The 13,653-nt window shown below is 46.1% G+C and carries 10 protein-coding genes; 3 read left to right on the forward strand and 7 right to left on the reverse strand.

The features are described from left to right. Positions 1–32: 32 nt before the first annotated feature. The gene (locus DOE51_RS13465) at positions 33–464 is read left to right on the forward strand and encodes a hypothetical protein (RefSeq protein ID WP_142697071.1); all 432 of its coding nucleotides are present in this window, start codon (positions 33–35) and stop codon (positions 462–464) included. Between the two features lie 86 nt (positions 465–550). Here DOE51_RS13465 and DOE51_RS13470 read toward each other — a convergent pair whose 3' ends face one another. The 4 genes from DOE51_RS13470 to hutU all read right to left on the reverse strand — a co-directional run bounded on the left by DOE51_RS13470 (position 551) and on the right by hutU (position 5,051). Next, positions 551–1,357, reverse strand: a complete 807-nt coding sequence (locus tag DOE51_RS13470; RefSeq protein ID WP_142697072.1) for an ABC transporter ATP-binding protein — start codon at positions 1,355–1,357, stop codon at positions 551–553. Next, the gene (locus DOE51_RS13475) at positions 1,357–2,175 is read right to left on the reverse strand and encodes an ABC transporter permease (protein WP_142698301.1); all 819 of its coding nucleotides are present in this window, start codon (positions 2,173–2,175) and stop codon (positions 1,357–1,359) included. Before DOE51_RS13475 ends, DOE51_RS13470 begins: the two co-directional genes overlap by 1 nt. A gap of 7 nt (positions 2,176–2,182) precedes the next feature. After that, entirely contained in the window at positions 2,183–3,151 is a 969-nt protein-coding gene (locus DOE51_RS13480) for an ABC transporter substrate-binding protein (RefSeq protein ID WP_371726703.1), read from the reverse strand. A gap of 253 nt (positions 3,152–3,404) precedes the next feature. Beyond that, positions 3,405–5,051: a urocanate hydratase gene (gene hutU, locus DOE51_RS13485; protein WP_142697074.1), complete on the reverse strand. Its 1,647-nt coding sequence runs from the start codon at positions 5,049–5,051 to the stop codon at positions 3,405–3,407. Between the two features lie 285 nt (positions 5,052–5,336). Here hutU and DOE51_RS13490 point away from each other — a divergent pair, with 285 nt between their 5' ends. Beyond that, complete coding sequence (locus DOE51_RS13490; RefSeq protein WP_142697075.1) at positions 5,337–10,154, forward strand: hypothetical protein; 4,818 nt, start codon at positions 5,337–5,339, stop codon at positions 10,152–10,154. On the opposite strand, the gene hutH is transcribed toward DOE51_RS13490, so the two are convergent. Both hutH and DOE51_RS13500 read right to left on the reverse strand, forming a co-directional pair. Then, complete coding sequence (hutH, locus tag DOE51_RS13495; RefSeq protein ID WP_142697076.1) at positions 10,155–11,690, reverse strand: histidine ammonia-lyase; 1,536 nt, start codon at positions 11,688–11,690, stop codon at positions 10,155–10,157. Between the two features lie 187 nt (positions 11,691–11,877). Beyond that, complete coding sequence (locus tag DOE51_RS13500) at positions 11,878–12,423, reverse strand: outer membrane beta-barrel protein (protein ID WP_142697077.1); 546 nt, start codon at positions 12,421–12,423, stop codon at positions 11,878–11,880. Between the two features lie 118 nt (positions 12,424–12,541). On the opposite strand from DOE51_RS13500, the gene DOE51_RS13505 reads away from it, so the two are divergent. After that, complete coding sequence (locus DOE51_RS13505) at positions 12,542–13,057, forward strand: NUDIX hydrolase (RefSeq protein ID WP_142697078.1); 516 nt, start codon at positions 12,542–12,544, stop codon at positions 13,055–13,057. On the opposite strand, the gene rpe is transcribed toward DOE51_RS13505, so the two are convergent. Continuing rightward, complete coding sequence (gene rpe / locus DOE51_RS13510; RefSeq protein ID WP_142698302.1) at positions 13,003–13,653, reverse strand: ribulose-phosphate 3-epimerase; 651 nt, start codon at positions 13,651–13,653, stop codon at positions 13,003–13,005. The two genes, DOE51_RS13505 and rpe, sit on opposite strands and share 55 nt — an antisense overlap.

Here is a 13,653-nt window from a genome sequence, read left to right on the forward strand (position 1 = left end):
TCTGTTAGGATGAATGACAGAGGTGTGGCGACATGCAAAAGACTGGTTCTTTTTTGCACGATAGAAATATTTGGATCTATTACGCCCTGTTTTTTTCAGGAACGTTGGTTTTGGTCTATCAAGTTCTTGGTTTAAACTTGGTTGGCGATTCCGTGAATTTCTTGTGCATGCTGTTTTTATTCAACGGCCTTCACGTTCGTCGCTTCATTAACATCATCGAAAATTCTTTACTGATGACTGTCGGTTATATCCTGCCACTATTAATTCGAAACTCATTGAAACTCAGTTATGCCGAGGCTCCATCAATGTTTGATTTCGCAAAGCTTGCGTTGATCTCAAGTATCACAACAATGGCTTTGGGGGCGTTGTTCACTACGGTCGGCTTCTTGTTTAAACACTTCTTAAAAAGAGCTGTGCATTCCAAATCGCGTATCACGACTCGTGGTACGACCAGCGAAGACTAAGCATTTCTTTTGTGGCGGCAATCGCTAAAAAGCAAAAAACCCGCTTGCGCGAGTTTTTTGTGAGTTTATCAATTTTAAGAAGAATTTTAGTCGCCTGTTGAACCACGCATCTGCGCTTGTTGGAAGCGGTTTTGTTCTTCCATGACCAGATTCGTAAGTTCCTTCTTCAAATCATTGAAGGCTTCATCTGTTGGATTGCGTGGGCGCGGAATATTCACGATGATATCTTTTTTTACCGTGCCCGGACGATACGTCATCACCACAATACGATCCGCCAAATAAATGGCTTCTTCCATACTGTGTGTAACGAACACCACCGTCTTTTTCGTTTCATTCCAGATTTTGACTAACTCGTCCTGCAAAGATCTGCGTGTCAATGCATCCAAAGCTCCGAAGGGCTCATCCATCAACATGATCGGTGGATCTAAAGCCAACACACGGGCAATCGCTACACGCTGTCTCATCCCGCCGGAAAGATCTTTAGGGAAACGTGAACGGAACTCTGTCAGTTTCAATTTTCCAAGCAGTTCAGTAAGCTTTGCTTCGATCTTTTTTGGATCTTCTTTACGAAGTTTCAAGCCGAAAACGATATTTTCCTCAACGGTCATCCACGGGAACAACGCATATTCTTGGAAAACCATGCCGCGATCTGGGCCTGGTTCAAAAACTGTTTTACCATGCACACGAATGTCGCCGTCTGTTGGTAATGAAAAACCCGCGATTGCGTTTAGCAACGTACTTTTGCCGCAACCCGAAGGTCCTAGCAAACACACGAATTGGCCCGGTTGAATTGTAAAGTCGATATCACGAAGAGCGATGACATCTTGTTGCTCTGCTGTTTTAAAAACTTTATGAACGTGATTGATTTCGATTTCTGCTGTTGAATTTGCCATTATTCAAGACCTCGGTGCCAACGTAGCAAATGATTATTTAAACGATCTACAACAGTGTCGATAGCTAAACCTAACAAACCGATGCTGAACATCCCTGCGATAATTTTGTCTGACCAGAAGTATTCACGTGCTTCAAGAATACGGTAACCAAGACCGCTGTTCACCGCGATCATTTCTGCAACGATCATACAAATGAAACCCGTACCGATACCAATACGCACACCACTCAGAATATACGGCATTGCTGCTGGAACCATAATTTTCATGAACATCGTCACCGGGCCTGCGCCCATGTTTTGCGCCGCACGAATGTAGATACTATCTACTGAACGCACGCCAACGATCGTGTTCATCAAAACCGGGAAGAACGCACCTAAAGCAATCAAAAAGATCGCCGGAGGATTTCCCAAACCGAACCACAAAATTGATAACGGAATGTAAGCAATCGGTGGAATCGGACGAAGAACTTGAATCAATGGATTGAAGTAATCGTAACCTTTACGACTTGAACCCATTAACAAACCCAATGGCAGCGCTAACACGGCACCGATAGCGAAACCAACGATCACGCGGTAAAAACTCGCAATCGTATCTTGGATGAGTTCACCTGAAAACATCCAAGAAATATAAGAACTTTGAGCGGGGTCATACGGTTGCAAAGGCAGCAGGTAGTGATACCAACGGATCAACACTGCTGAAGGCGACGGAAGAACCTGTGGGTTCGCCCATCCAATTCGTACTACAAGTTCCCACACAATCACAACGACTGCGGGAACGACCATTCCTTTTAATCTTGCTGACCACACACTGCCTTGCATACTCACCCTATTTCACGCCCAAAGATTTTTTCGCGTCAGCAAGCAAATCAAGTTTAACCCAGTCCGCTGCTTTCGGCGGATTCTGCATACGACCCACGCCATATTTTTGCATGAAGTCTGTCGTGATTTGAATATGTTCAACTGTTAGATCGTAAGTGTACGGAGAATTTCCGATAGCATCTTTGAAATCTTGTGCCGTGATTTGGCCTTTAAACATTTTGTCGATCACGAATTTTTGCGCGACTTCGGGTTTTTCGATGAAAGTTTTCGTCGCTTCAACGAAACACTTCATGAAACGCTCTGCAACCGGGCGACGCTCTTTGTACATCTTTTCTGTCATCACAAGAGTACGGATGGGTTCACCCATTGGAGTGTCATAGGGTTTCATCAGCTCAACGCCGTAGTTTTTATTAATTGCTTGCGATGCTTGCGGTTCTGATTGCGCCATACCGTCGATGCTTTTTTGCATCAACGCTTGATTCAAATCCGCGAATGCCATGTAAACGATGCGCACATCTTTACCTGGTTGATCAGACCATGTTAGGCCCGCTTTGCTAAGTTCCGCCAAAAGCAAAAGCTCTTGAGCGCCACCACGAGCAACACCCACTTTTTTGCCTTTAAAGTCTTTCATTGATTTGATACCCGCATCGCCACGAACAACGATACGTGCACCACCTTCTGCAAAACCTGCAACAGCGTATATTGGAACGCCCGAAGCACGACCTGCAATCGCCGCATCGGCAGCACTTGCAGACACATCAATTTCGCCGGCGATAATTGCTGGCATGATGTCCAAGCCTTTAGCAAACACACGCTCTTGAACTTTCAAGCCGTATTTACCGCAGATTTCTTGCATGTAGGAAACTGCACCGTAGTGCGCGAATTTTAAGTTACCAACGCGCACAAGATCTTCTGCGCGAGCTTGCATCGAGAATGTCAGAGCAAGAACAGGTAATGCCCCCAAAACAGTTTTCATCATGACGTACCTCCAAATTGTACAAACGTATACAATTATGGTCTGACGAACAGCACAGGAAAGCAACCCTCAAAACCAAACTATGTGTCTTATAAGTTTCTTGGGAATACTAAGCTTTCTGCTCTGAAACAAATTTGTCCGCAAGCTAACGAATAGACAAAATAAAAAAGCCGATTTCCCTCTGAAAATGAGAAAAATCGGCTTTATGCTTTACTTACTAAAGTTAATTACTTCAACAGTGTCGAACCGTGAATTAGAGCCACAAGCTCTTCACACCACGCTCTACGGCGATGTCATGAGCAAGTTCATAACCTGCATCAAGATGTCTAAACACACCCATTGCTGGATCTGCCGTTAACACACGCTCAAGACGTTTCGCTGCTTTCTCTGTACCGTCAGCAACGATCACTTGGCCTGCGTGTTGGCTGTAACCCATACCTACGCCACCACCGTGATGCAAGCTCACCCATGTGGCACCGCAAGCTGTATTTACAAGGGCATTCAACAACGCCCAATCGCTGACTGCATCGGAACCGTCTTTCATCGCTTCTGTTTCGCGATTTGGTGACGCCACAGAACCACAATCCAAATGGTCGCGACCAATCACGATCGGTGCTTTCACTTTACCTTCAGCAACAAGTTTGTTGAACATCAAGCCTGCTTTTGCGCGCTCGCCGTATTCCAACCAGCAAATACGTGCTGGCAAACCTTGGAACGCGATACGCTCTTCCGCCATATCCAACCAACGAAGAAGATCTTTTTTGTGAGGGAATAATTCTCTCATCGCATCGTCAGTTACTTTGATGTCATTGGGATCGCCAGACAATGCAACCCAACGGAATGGGCCCGAGCCTTTGCAGAACAATGGACGGATGAATGCCGGTACGAAACCTGGGTAATCAAAAGCATTTGTTACGCCCGCTTCCAAAGCACGTGCACGCAAGTTGTTACCGTAATCGAAAGTCACAGCACCGCGATCTTTCATCGCAAGCATACCGCGAACGTGTTTTGCCATCGAAGCATAGGCTGCTTCCAAATATGCTTTTTGATCTTTTTCGCGGAATGGTTTTGCAGATTCAACTGTGTAACCTTCAGGGATGTAACCAACCAACGGATCATGTGCAGAAGTTTGGTCTGTCAAAAGATCCGGAATGAAATTCTTCTCAAGCAACTGGTGAATCACTGTTGCCATGTTACCAAGAAGCGCGATTGATTTCGCCTCGCCTGCTGCTGTGTATTTTTTGATTCTTGCAATAGCATCGTCGATGTCGTTGGCAACTTCATCGATGTATTTTGTTTCAAGACGTTTTTGAATACGAGTTGGATCGATTTCAACCGCAAGCACACAGGCACCTGCGAACACACCTGCCAGAGGTTGCGCTCCACCCATGCCGCCCAAGCCTGCTGTCAAGATCGTGCGACCTTTCAAGCTGCCGTTGAAATACTGGCGACCCGCTTCAACAAAAGACTCGTATGTGCCTTGAATGATACCTTGAGTTCCGATGTAGATCCATGAACCCGCCGTCATCTGGCCGTACATCATCAAACCTTTTTTATCGAGCTCGTTGAAGTGTTCCCATGTCGCCCACTTCGGTACTAAGTTTGAATTCGCCAAAAGAACACGTGGCGCATCTTCGTGAGTTTTCAAGATACCGATTGGTTTTCCTGATTGCACAAGAAGTGTTTCATCGTTTTCAAGATTTTTAAGAGCCTCCAAAATTTTATCGAAGCTTTCCCAGTTGCGCGCGGCTTTACCGATACCACCGTACACAACAAGATCTTCAGGGCGCTCTGCCACCATCGGGTCCAAGTTATTTTGAATCATGCGATATGCAGCTTCTTGCAACCAGCCTTTACATACCATTTTATTGCCCGTAGGTGCTCTCACTACTCTAGACATGTGTGTCGTCCTCCTGAATTAAATGAATCATCAAATTCCTATCAAAGAGACACTCATAAGACAACGAGTTGCGCTGCGGCAACAAACTTGATCTACGTCGAAACACCCTGGGAAGAGCTTTTCTCAAGCTGAGATATGTCCACCATGTCGTCTCAGGAGTGGAACATTATTCACTTCATGTTTAATCAAAGCCCCTAAATTCCAGCGTTTTTCGCTCCGATGAGACCTATAAGCACTATGGAACGTCGAGGAATTCTGCACTTATTCTTGCACCTGACTATACTCATGCCATTTCTGGCAGGGTGTTCTATATCCACAAATATCGAAAGTGCGCTTCTGCCTTCGGAATCGAAATTTTACGGTGTTGACGGCACGCTGAACTCAGTTCCCACAGTGAAGGTCGGCGACTCGACATCAAACTTTACGGTTACAGGTGTGTGCCATCCTGATGGCAGTCAAATCGAAATTCGTAGCGAAGATGGACAAACAGTCTTGGGCTCCGCGGTCTGTGGCAGCAGCCAGTTCACGGCAAATCTCGATTTGCAATCCTCTACACAGGGTCCTCACAATCTTAAGATCACCACGACGGACACCACAGGTGCGAAACAAACCAACACATCCACTCTGTTTGTCGACACTATCGCTCCGGCATTATCGCTGTCTCAAGATTTACCCGGAGGTTCGCTGAATGCTACGGCTGTTGCGAGCCTTCCGTTGCAAGGCGCTTGTACAACGGGTGATCAAGATGTTGAGATCGATGGTGCTGGTCTGCATCTAACAGCCGCTTGCGTGAATGACCATTGGAGCACAACACTTGATGCTACTTCCGTGGCGGATGGAGTGTTGCACTTTACCGCAAAACAAGTCGACAGCGTTGGCAACACGACGACCGTTGCTTTAACCGCAATTGAAAAAGACACGCTTCCACCGAACATGATTACGTTGCCAACAATGACGGCAACGATCAGTCCTGATCCTTCAATCCGCAACGTTGCGCTGAATATTCCGGCCGATGTTGTGGCATATAAAATTTTGCAGATCAAAGATGACACCTGTGCCAATCAAAGTGCAGCCCTCGATGCGACGTCGACAGTCAACGCAAGCACGACGCAATTTAATTTAGATCCAAACAGTGGTGATGGTGTTTATCGCATTTGTGCTTACGGTTGGGATGCCGCGGGCAACCGTCAAACCATTGTCACACAAAGCCCGACTTTGACGATCGATACAGTTCCACCTGCTTTGACTTTGACGTCACCAGCAAATAATTCTTCGTGGCAATCTGTTGTAACATTGACGGGAGCCTGTGAGATTGGTCTTGCCATTAATGTCAGCGGTGATTTCAGTGGCTCCCCACTGTCAGCGTCTTGTTCAAGCGGAAGTTATTCATTGCCCATCGCTCTTGCAGGTGCTGATGGCGCGAAAAATATGACCGTCAGTCAAACGGATGCAGCGGGAAATTCCTCGAATTCATTTCTGACTTTAAATAAAGACAATATCGTTGCTGCTCCAGCAATTACCGCTGTGACTTCAAGTCCGACAAAACTTGCAGTAGCGACTTTCACCTCAGCCTCCTGCGGTGACATCAAATACATCTTAGTCAATGAAACAGGCTCTGTCCCTTCAGTATCAGATCCCGCGTGGCAAACTTGTGCGACGACTGTTGGTGCAATCTCTTACGATCTTTCGACGGCGGGAACGCAGGGTCCTCGCAGCTTGAAGTTTTTTGCGAAAGATGCTGCGGGAAATATTTCGACTGCGACGACGCTTTCTATTGTTTACGACACCCTTGTACCCGCGTTGACGATTCTGCCCATTCCAAATCTTCAAGCAAACGGTTCATATACTTTGCGTTGGTCAATTACTGAACAATATATTTTATCGACGTCTGCGATGCAGCTTGAGTACACAACCAATGGTGGCACAAGCTGGACAAGTATCGCATCGGTCCCCGTCAGCGAAGACTATCCTGCGACTACAAAATCTTATAGTTACAATTGGACGGTTCCGACCGCGGCCGCAGCCGTGCAAGTGCGAGTCAGACTGACGGACTTAGCGGGAAATGCCGGCTCAACGACAAGTAATACCTTTGCTATTTTGACTGACATCACAGCGCCAACAATCAGTCTGTTAAAAGTAGATGGTGTCAGCTCTCCGCGCACAAGTCCTTTCACTTATGGCAAAGTGAATTTGACGGCGAATGACGGTCAAACGGCGGTCACACAGTTTTGTTTAAAAATCGATTCTGCGGCCCCTGCCTCGAATCACACGTGTTGGATTAACGTCAACGCCCCCGTACCTGGCTTACCTGTGCAAGCGAATTTAACGCTGACGAATTATGCGACCTTAATCACGCAAGTGCCTGGCACGGTAACGCTGTATGCTTGGGTGAAAGATATGGCTGGTAATATCTCTGTGAACTCTGGCACCGTGAATGTGGATTCATTCGTATACACATACACTCCCGATGCGCCGCCAAGTGCGAGTGAGTTTTTAGCGTTTAATCAAAACACAGTTCCTAATCCCGTGTTACCTGCTCACACGACTGTTGCAACTGGTGGTGCGATTTATTTGAACTGGAAAGCGACTGACAATGGCAGTATCGCGGATGTCACATTATTAAAATCAGAAGATGGAATTAATTTTACTCCTGTGGTCACGGGTCTGCAGAACACAACTAACGGTACGGCGTGTACGAAAGTTACGAACGACAGCTCACATGGTTGTTATATTTGGAATTCCGATGTGGCGGATGGAATTTATTTTAAACTGCAACTGCAAGTCACAGACAACTTGGGTCAAAGTGCAACGACAGTCAGCTTACCAATGAATGCCAGCAATTTTGCGGTGATGGCCGGCAATATGGATTCAGGTTACAACGGCAATGGCAAAAAAACCGTGATGCTTCCATACGAGTACAACACGCCAACTCCGGGACAATTCGTCGTCAGCAGTGATGGTAAAATTGTCGTTTTAGATTCGATCAATGGCTTAGTTTATTTTGATCCTGAAACGAATAACTCATCATTGCTTTTAAAGATGGATACCTATGGCACCCCTTCTGGCCATAACGTTGATGTACATCAAGCGCGTGCCGGAAAAATTTATGCGATTGCAATCGACTTCATGGATCGTGTGATTGTGCAGGAAGAAAAAGTGATTCGTCGAATTGACTTACGCTCTTCACCGATGACCATTGAAAACATCATTGGTGCCGATTCAAGTTTTGCCTATGGAACTGATGATTCCGCCAATGTAGCTGATCCAAGAAATTTGAAATTTAATTTTGGCTTAAATGACAAACTTGATTTCGGTAATAGTTTCGTGCTGCAAGCGTTACCCAATGGCGACATCTATTTCTCGAGTGAAAAGGAACGCTCCACGCCAACGGCGGGTCGTACAATTCGCATTTATAAAGGATCTTCGCCAACTCCTTATATCGCAACGGTGACACCTGGTGGTTCAGGCGCAACGAATATCGATAACACGTTCGACACTTCTTATGATCTTAATGCTTATCCGTACCGCATGACTTTGGAATTCAATCCGAATACGTCGGCGATTTCGCGTGTGGTGATGTTTTCGCAAAAATCCATTCCCGGCGATACGTGGAGTTATCCAACTTATTTGAACACAGGAACATTCCAAGGTTTAGGTTCAGGACCGACTATGCCTTCACCGGTGAATACTTCCGATGGCAATCCTCATCGCAGTAATATTTATCGCACGGCCAGTGCCTTGAACGGCAATACTTATATTCTGTATAACTACGCTAACATGTGGGTTGGTATTCGCCATCTTAAATCCGATGGCACGTGGGAAACGATGCTTGGATCCGGCGATCGCGGTTTCTGTGCTGACGGCACTGTTGCGACTTCATGTGATACGTCTGTGAATGATGTGTTTGTGAATCGCTTAGGCCAAATTTATTTCCTTGATACTGGTCGCATTCGCACGATCTTTAACGGCAAAGTCTACACGATTTACGGGGCCGATCGCACAACAGGCGATGGCGGTCTTGTTGGCGATATGCACATGGGTAACGTTTACTACATGGATCACGGCTTAAATAACGGCGTGATCATCAGCGACTTCACGGGTCTTCGTCTGCGTGAAATTCGTCCTGGTCAAAGTCCTGAAGTGCGCACGATTGCAGGTAACGGTCGCTTGGACGGCGTGAATACAGCAGTCGCTGCGACAGCCACTTCGATTGACACATCTGCATGGGGATCGTCTGCGCCGATTGCGACCGACCCCGCAACCGGTGACGTCTATTCCACGGTTGGTTATACGATTTCAAAACTCAGTCGCGGTACCGGAATGTGGTCTACGGTCATATCTGCTGGCGGAGCGGCCGCCTCGGATTCGTTTACTCATGGCAATCTGGCATTTACCGATTTCAAATCGGCATGGGGAGTAGGAGTCACACCGTGGGGTTATCAGCCGACAGCAGCGGGCTTCTTTGGCGGTTATCTTTATACGCATCACTTGTTCTGGGGCGGCACCGAGCATGTGAATTCGACACTTAGAAAAAATAATTTAGGTACGACAACGTCGGCATTCTTCGTTGGTTACATCGGATCGGATCAATCAGGCTGTCCAAATCTTTCGCCTGTGGGCAGTTGCGCATTTAGATATGCCGGCGTGAATGCGGGCATTCAGCCGACGTCCTATTCGCCGATCGCAAGTGCGATGTTGATACCAGGTCAAACGATCGTACCGAATCCAGATGGTGGCACGATGAATTTGGATGATCGCTTGCATGTAGTTTCTGGTGCGACTGCCTATACACTGATGCGCTTGGCACAACCGGCTTTAGCAATTTTAGAAGTGGGCGGAAATATTTATTACTGCGGTAAGAATGATACGAAACTTTATAAAGTGACAATCCCCGGGGCTTTACAAACCGCAACCGGCTCGTGGCCTTTAACGGCTGGCGTGAATGGTGTCACCGAAGCTGCGGTCGCATTCCCCCACAGCAGTTATCGTTGCGGAGGAAGTCGCATGTTATTCAAGGCAGCCAGCGGTGGACTGCCTGATCGCATTGTCTTTATAGGATCACAATATGGTGTGAACGGTTTGATGGTTTACTATCTACCGTAATTACCACTCAAGTTCGCCGACAGTTTTATTCACAACCGCCATAATTTCACCAGACGTCATCATTGCTTTAATAGCTTCAACGTCCTTAGAGAAAATGCGGTCTTCTTTTGCGAATGGCACTGTTTTACGAATATGCGCATGAACCGCGGCAACTGCTGCTGCCGGTTTTGCTGGCGCTAGCAAGTCAAGAGCTTGACATGCCGACAACAATTCCATGGCAACTACGTTTTCCGCATTACGCAGAATTTGTGCAAATTTACGAGCAGCAATCGTACCCATCGACACGTGATCTTCTTTTTCCGCAGATGTTGGAATTGAATCCACTGATGCTGGATGCGCCAAAACTTTGTTTTCGCTGACCAAAGATGCCGCAGCCACTTGCACGATCATGTGACCGGAATTCAAACCACCGTTTGGTGTCAAGAATGGAGGAAGTTCTGACATCTGTGTCGAAATCATTTTTGAAATACGGCATTCGCTGATGCTTGCTTGCGAGCTGATAGCAATACCTGCGAAATCCATCGCGTGCGCCACTGGCATCCCGTGGAAGTTACCGCATGACAAAACTTTGTTCGCATCAGCAAAAACCAATGGATTGTCTGTTGAGGAATTGGCTTCAGTTTCCAAAACTTTGACGATGTACTGAAGAGCATCTTTCGCAGCCCCATGAACCGCTGGCATACAACGAAGTGAATACGCATCTTGGACACGGTGATCGTCAGTCAAATGTTGTTGACCGATTTCAGACATCTCGCCCATCAACTTCATAAGATTGCGCGCCGTTTTCGCTTCGCCCGGATGCGGACGTGTTGCAGAGATCAATGGATCAAACGCTTTACGTGAACCACGCAAGCCTTCTAGTGACATTGCACCGGCAAGATCCGCCGTCCACAGCAAACGACGCGCTTCCCACAATGACAACAAACCAACTGACGTCATCACTTGGCAACCGTTGATCATTGAAAGACCTTCTTTGGCTTTCAGATCAAGCGCCTTGATATTTTTCTTTTTAAGCAAAGTTTGAACTTCAACGGGTTTACCATCTTCGCCCCACGCATCACCTTCACCGATGATTGCCAAAGCCAAATGCGACAATGGAGCCAAGTCACCACTCGCACCCACGGAACCTTGTGAAGGCACGACTGGAATGATGTCGTTGTTCAGGAATTCCAAAATTTTCTCAACAACAGTTGGACGAATACCGCTATGACCTTTTGCCAAAGCATTCGCACGCAACATCATCATCGCACGAGTTTCAGTTTTCGTGAACGGAGCACCAATGCCCATTGAATGCGAACGAATCAAGTTACGTTGCAGTTGTTCGATTTCGCCATCAGAGATTCTTACAGATGAAAAGGCACCGAAGCCAGTGTTCACACCGTACATCACTTCGCCGCTTGCAATACGTCCCTCGATATAATCACGAGACTTTTGCATTTGCGCTTTTGCAGAAGCAGCCAATTCAACTTTCATTGATGGCGTATTAGCTGCCGCATAGAGGTTTTCTAAAGTGATGTTTTCACCTGTAATTTGCATACCTAACTCCTGTTTTCTAGAGTCGGCATCCTAGCTAAAAGAGGCTTAAAAGGCAGCACGGAAGGCGTTCGACGCACTGGATAATGGCGAATTTTAGGCATAAAAAAAGGGATGGTTTAACCCATCCCTTAAGAAACACAATCTATAAAACCTAAATAGGCTTTCCTACTCCGACAGAGTCAGAGGACTAAAAATTCAATGGCAAAGAAACCGAGAACATCACGTTCTCACTTTGAATATCATCAGCACCTGTCAATGAACCGCCATCAACTTTGTCCACTTTTGCCTTAATGTATTCAACGTTCAAAGAGATGAATGGCAAACCTGTGAAACCAACACCCACTTTGTATGTTTTATTTTTCAAAGTTGAATTGTGTGGAGAATCCAATTTTTGATCATCCATAAATGCATAACCAGCCCAAGCTCTTAACAAAACTGGTAAGTCGATACCAACAACACCATACAATGAGTTGCGTTTCATATCTGAATTTGCAACCGAACCGCTATCTGGTTTGAAGTTACCGCTGATACCCAAGTTACCATCAAGCCCCAACCACAACATGATTGGCGTGTGATAAGCTAAACGTGCACCGATATTTACGCCATCGCCTTTGCCATCTGGATCAGAGAACTTACCAGTTTCGTAACCCAAATATGGTTCAAACATAATGCTGGCATTTGCAACTCCGGAAACGCCAAGCATCAATGCTAGAGCGATAATAAACTTCTTCATAAATGTTCTCCTTTTGTAACCCAAAAAATTTCACAGATACTTTACAATTCTGGAAGCAGTCGAAGAGATCGTCAAAGGAATCTCGTAGCGCAAATAGGTCCAAGGTCCGGAGGTTTTTATGTTGAACGCCTATAAAGATGATAAAGAATATTACGACTCTCTTCCGCGCAAACGTATTGGAACTGGCGCTTTAATATTTTATAAAAACCAAATCCTCGTCGTGCAGCCAACTTACAATCCAAGTTGGCTACTTCCAGGTGGAACCGTCGAAGCGGAAGAGTCTCCCCTTGAAGGCTTGCACCGTGAAATGAAAACACAACTGAATTTAAAAATTGAACCAACACGTTTGATCGCTGTGGATTACATTCACAATCGCGACGTCAAAGGTGAATACGTACAATTCTTATTTGAAACAAAAGAGTTGAATGAACTGCAAGCTCAAGGAATCAAACTCGCTTCTGAAGAACTGAAAGACTATAAATTTGTCGATATCGAACAAGCGATCGGCATGTTGACGGCATCTGCCGCCAAACGTTTAGAGAGTGCTTTGATTTCTTTGCAAGATGGTCAACTGACGACTTATTTAGAAGACGGCAACTTGCCATCTTTCAGAGCCCAAATGGCGCTTTTATAGTCGTTGCCGAATACGTAGGAACCGGCGACAAAGACGTCGGCTTCGTGACACAACAACGCAGTTTCCGCATTGATACCGCCATCGACTTCAATCAAACATTTCAGATTTTGTTTTGAAATTTCCGCACGCAATGCGGAGATTTTGGCGATCTGATCATGCATGAAAGATTGGCCACCAAAACCAGGCTCTACAGTCATCACAAGAACCAAATCACACAGTGACAACAACGGCAGAACATCTTGCACAGACGTTCTTGGGCGAAGAGTAATCCCCGCCTTTGCACCAAGTGCTCTGATGTTTTTTAGAACAGCCGCAGGATCTTTTGTCGATTCCACGTGAATCGTCAGATAATCACTGCCCGCCTTTACGAATTGTTCGACGTACTTTTCTGGTTCATCGATCATCAAGTGAACATCAAGCGGTAACGGAGAAATTTTCTTTAACGACTTCACAACCGGAATTCCGATTGTGATATTCGGAACGAAGTGCCCGTCCATCACATCCACGTGAACCCAGTCAGCACCTGCTGTGGCAATGGCCTTAATTTCTTTTTCAAGATTGGCAAAATCCGCACTTAAAATTGAAGGAGCGACCAT

Source organism: Bdellovibrio sp. NC01 (assembly GCF_006874625.1).
Lineage (GTDB): Bacteria > Bdellovibrionota > Bdellovibrionia > Bdellovibrionales > Bdellovibrionaceae > Bdellovibrio.

Excerpts from the sequence above, each read along its gene's own strand:
- hutU (WP_142697074.1), bottom strand. The coding sequence starts at position 5,051 with ATGTCTAGAGTAGTGAGAGCACCTACGGGCAATAAAATGGTATGTAAA.
- DOE51_RS13490 (WP_142697075.1), top strand. The coding sequence starts at position 5,337 with ATGCCATTTCTGGCAGGGTGTTCTATATCCACAAATATCGAAAGTGCG.
- hutH (WP_142697076.1), bottom strand. The coding sequence starts at position 11,690 with ATGCAAATTACAGGTGAAAACATCACTTTAGAAAACCTCTATGCGGCA.
- DOE51_RS13465 (WP_142697071.1), top strand. The coding sequence starts at position 33 with ATGCAAAAGACTGGTTCTTTTTTGCACGATAGAAATATTTGGATCTAT.
- DOE51_RS13470 (WP_142697072.1), bottom strand. The coding sequence starts at position 1,357 with ATGGCAAATTCAACAGCAGAAATCGAAATCAATCACGTTCATAAAGTT.
- DOE51_RS13505 (WP_142697078.1), top strand. The coding sequence starts at position 12,542 with ATGTTGAACGCCTATAAAGATGATAAAGAATATTACGACTCTCTTCCG.
- DOE51_RS13480 (WP_371726703.1), bottom strand. The coding sequence starts at position 3,151 with ATGAAAACTGTTTTGGGGGCATTACCTGTTCTTGCTCTGACATTCTCG.
- DOE51_RS13500 (WP_142697077.1), bottom strand. The coding sequence starts at position 12,423 with ATGAAGAAGTTTATTATCGCTCTAGCATTGATGCTTGGCGTTTCCGGA.
- rpe (WP_142698302.1), bottom strand. The coding sequence starts at position 13,653 with ATGGTCGCTCCTTCAATTTTAAGTGCGGATTTTGCCAATCTTGAAAAA.
- DOE51_RS13475 (WP_142698301.1), bottom strand. The coding sequence starts at position 2,175 with ATGCAAGGCAGTGTGTGGTCAGCAAGATTAAAAGGAATGGTCGTTCCC.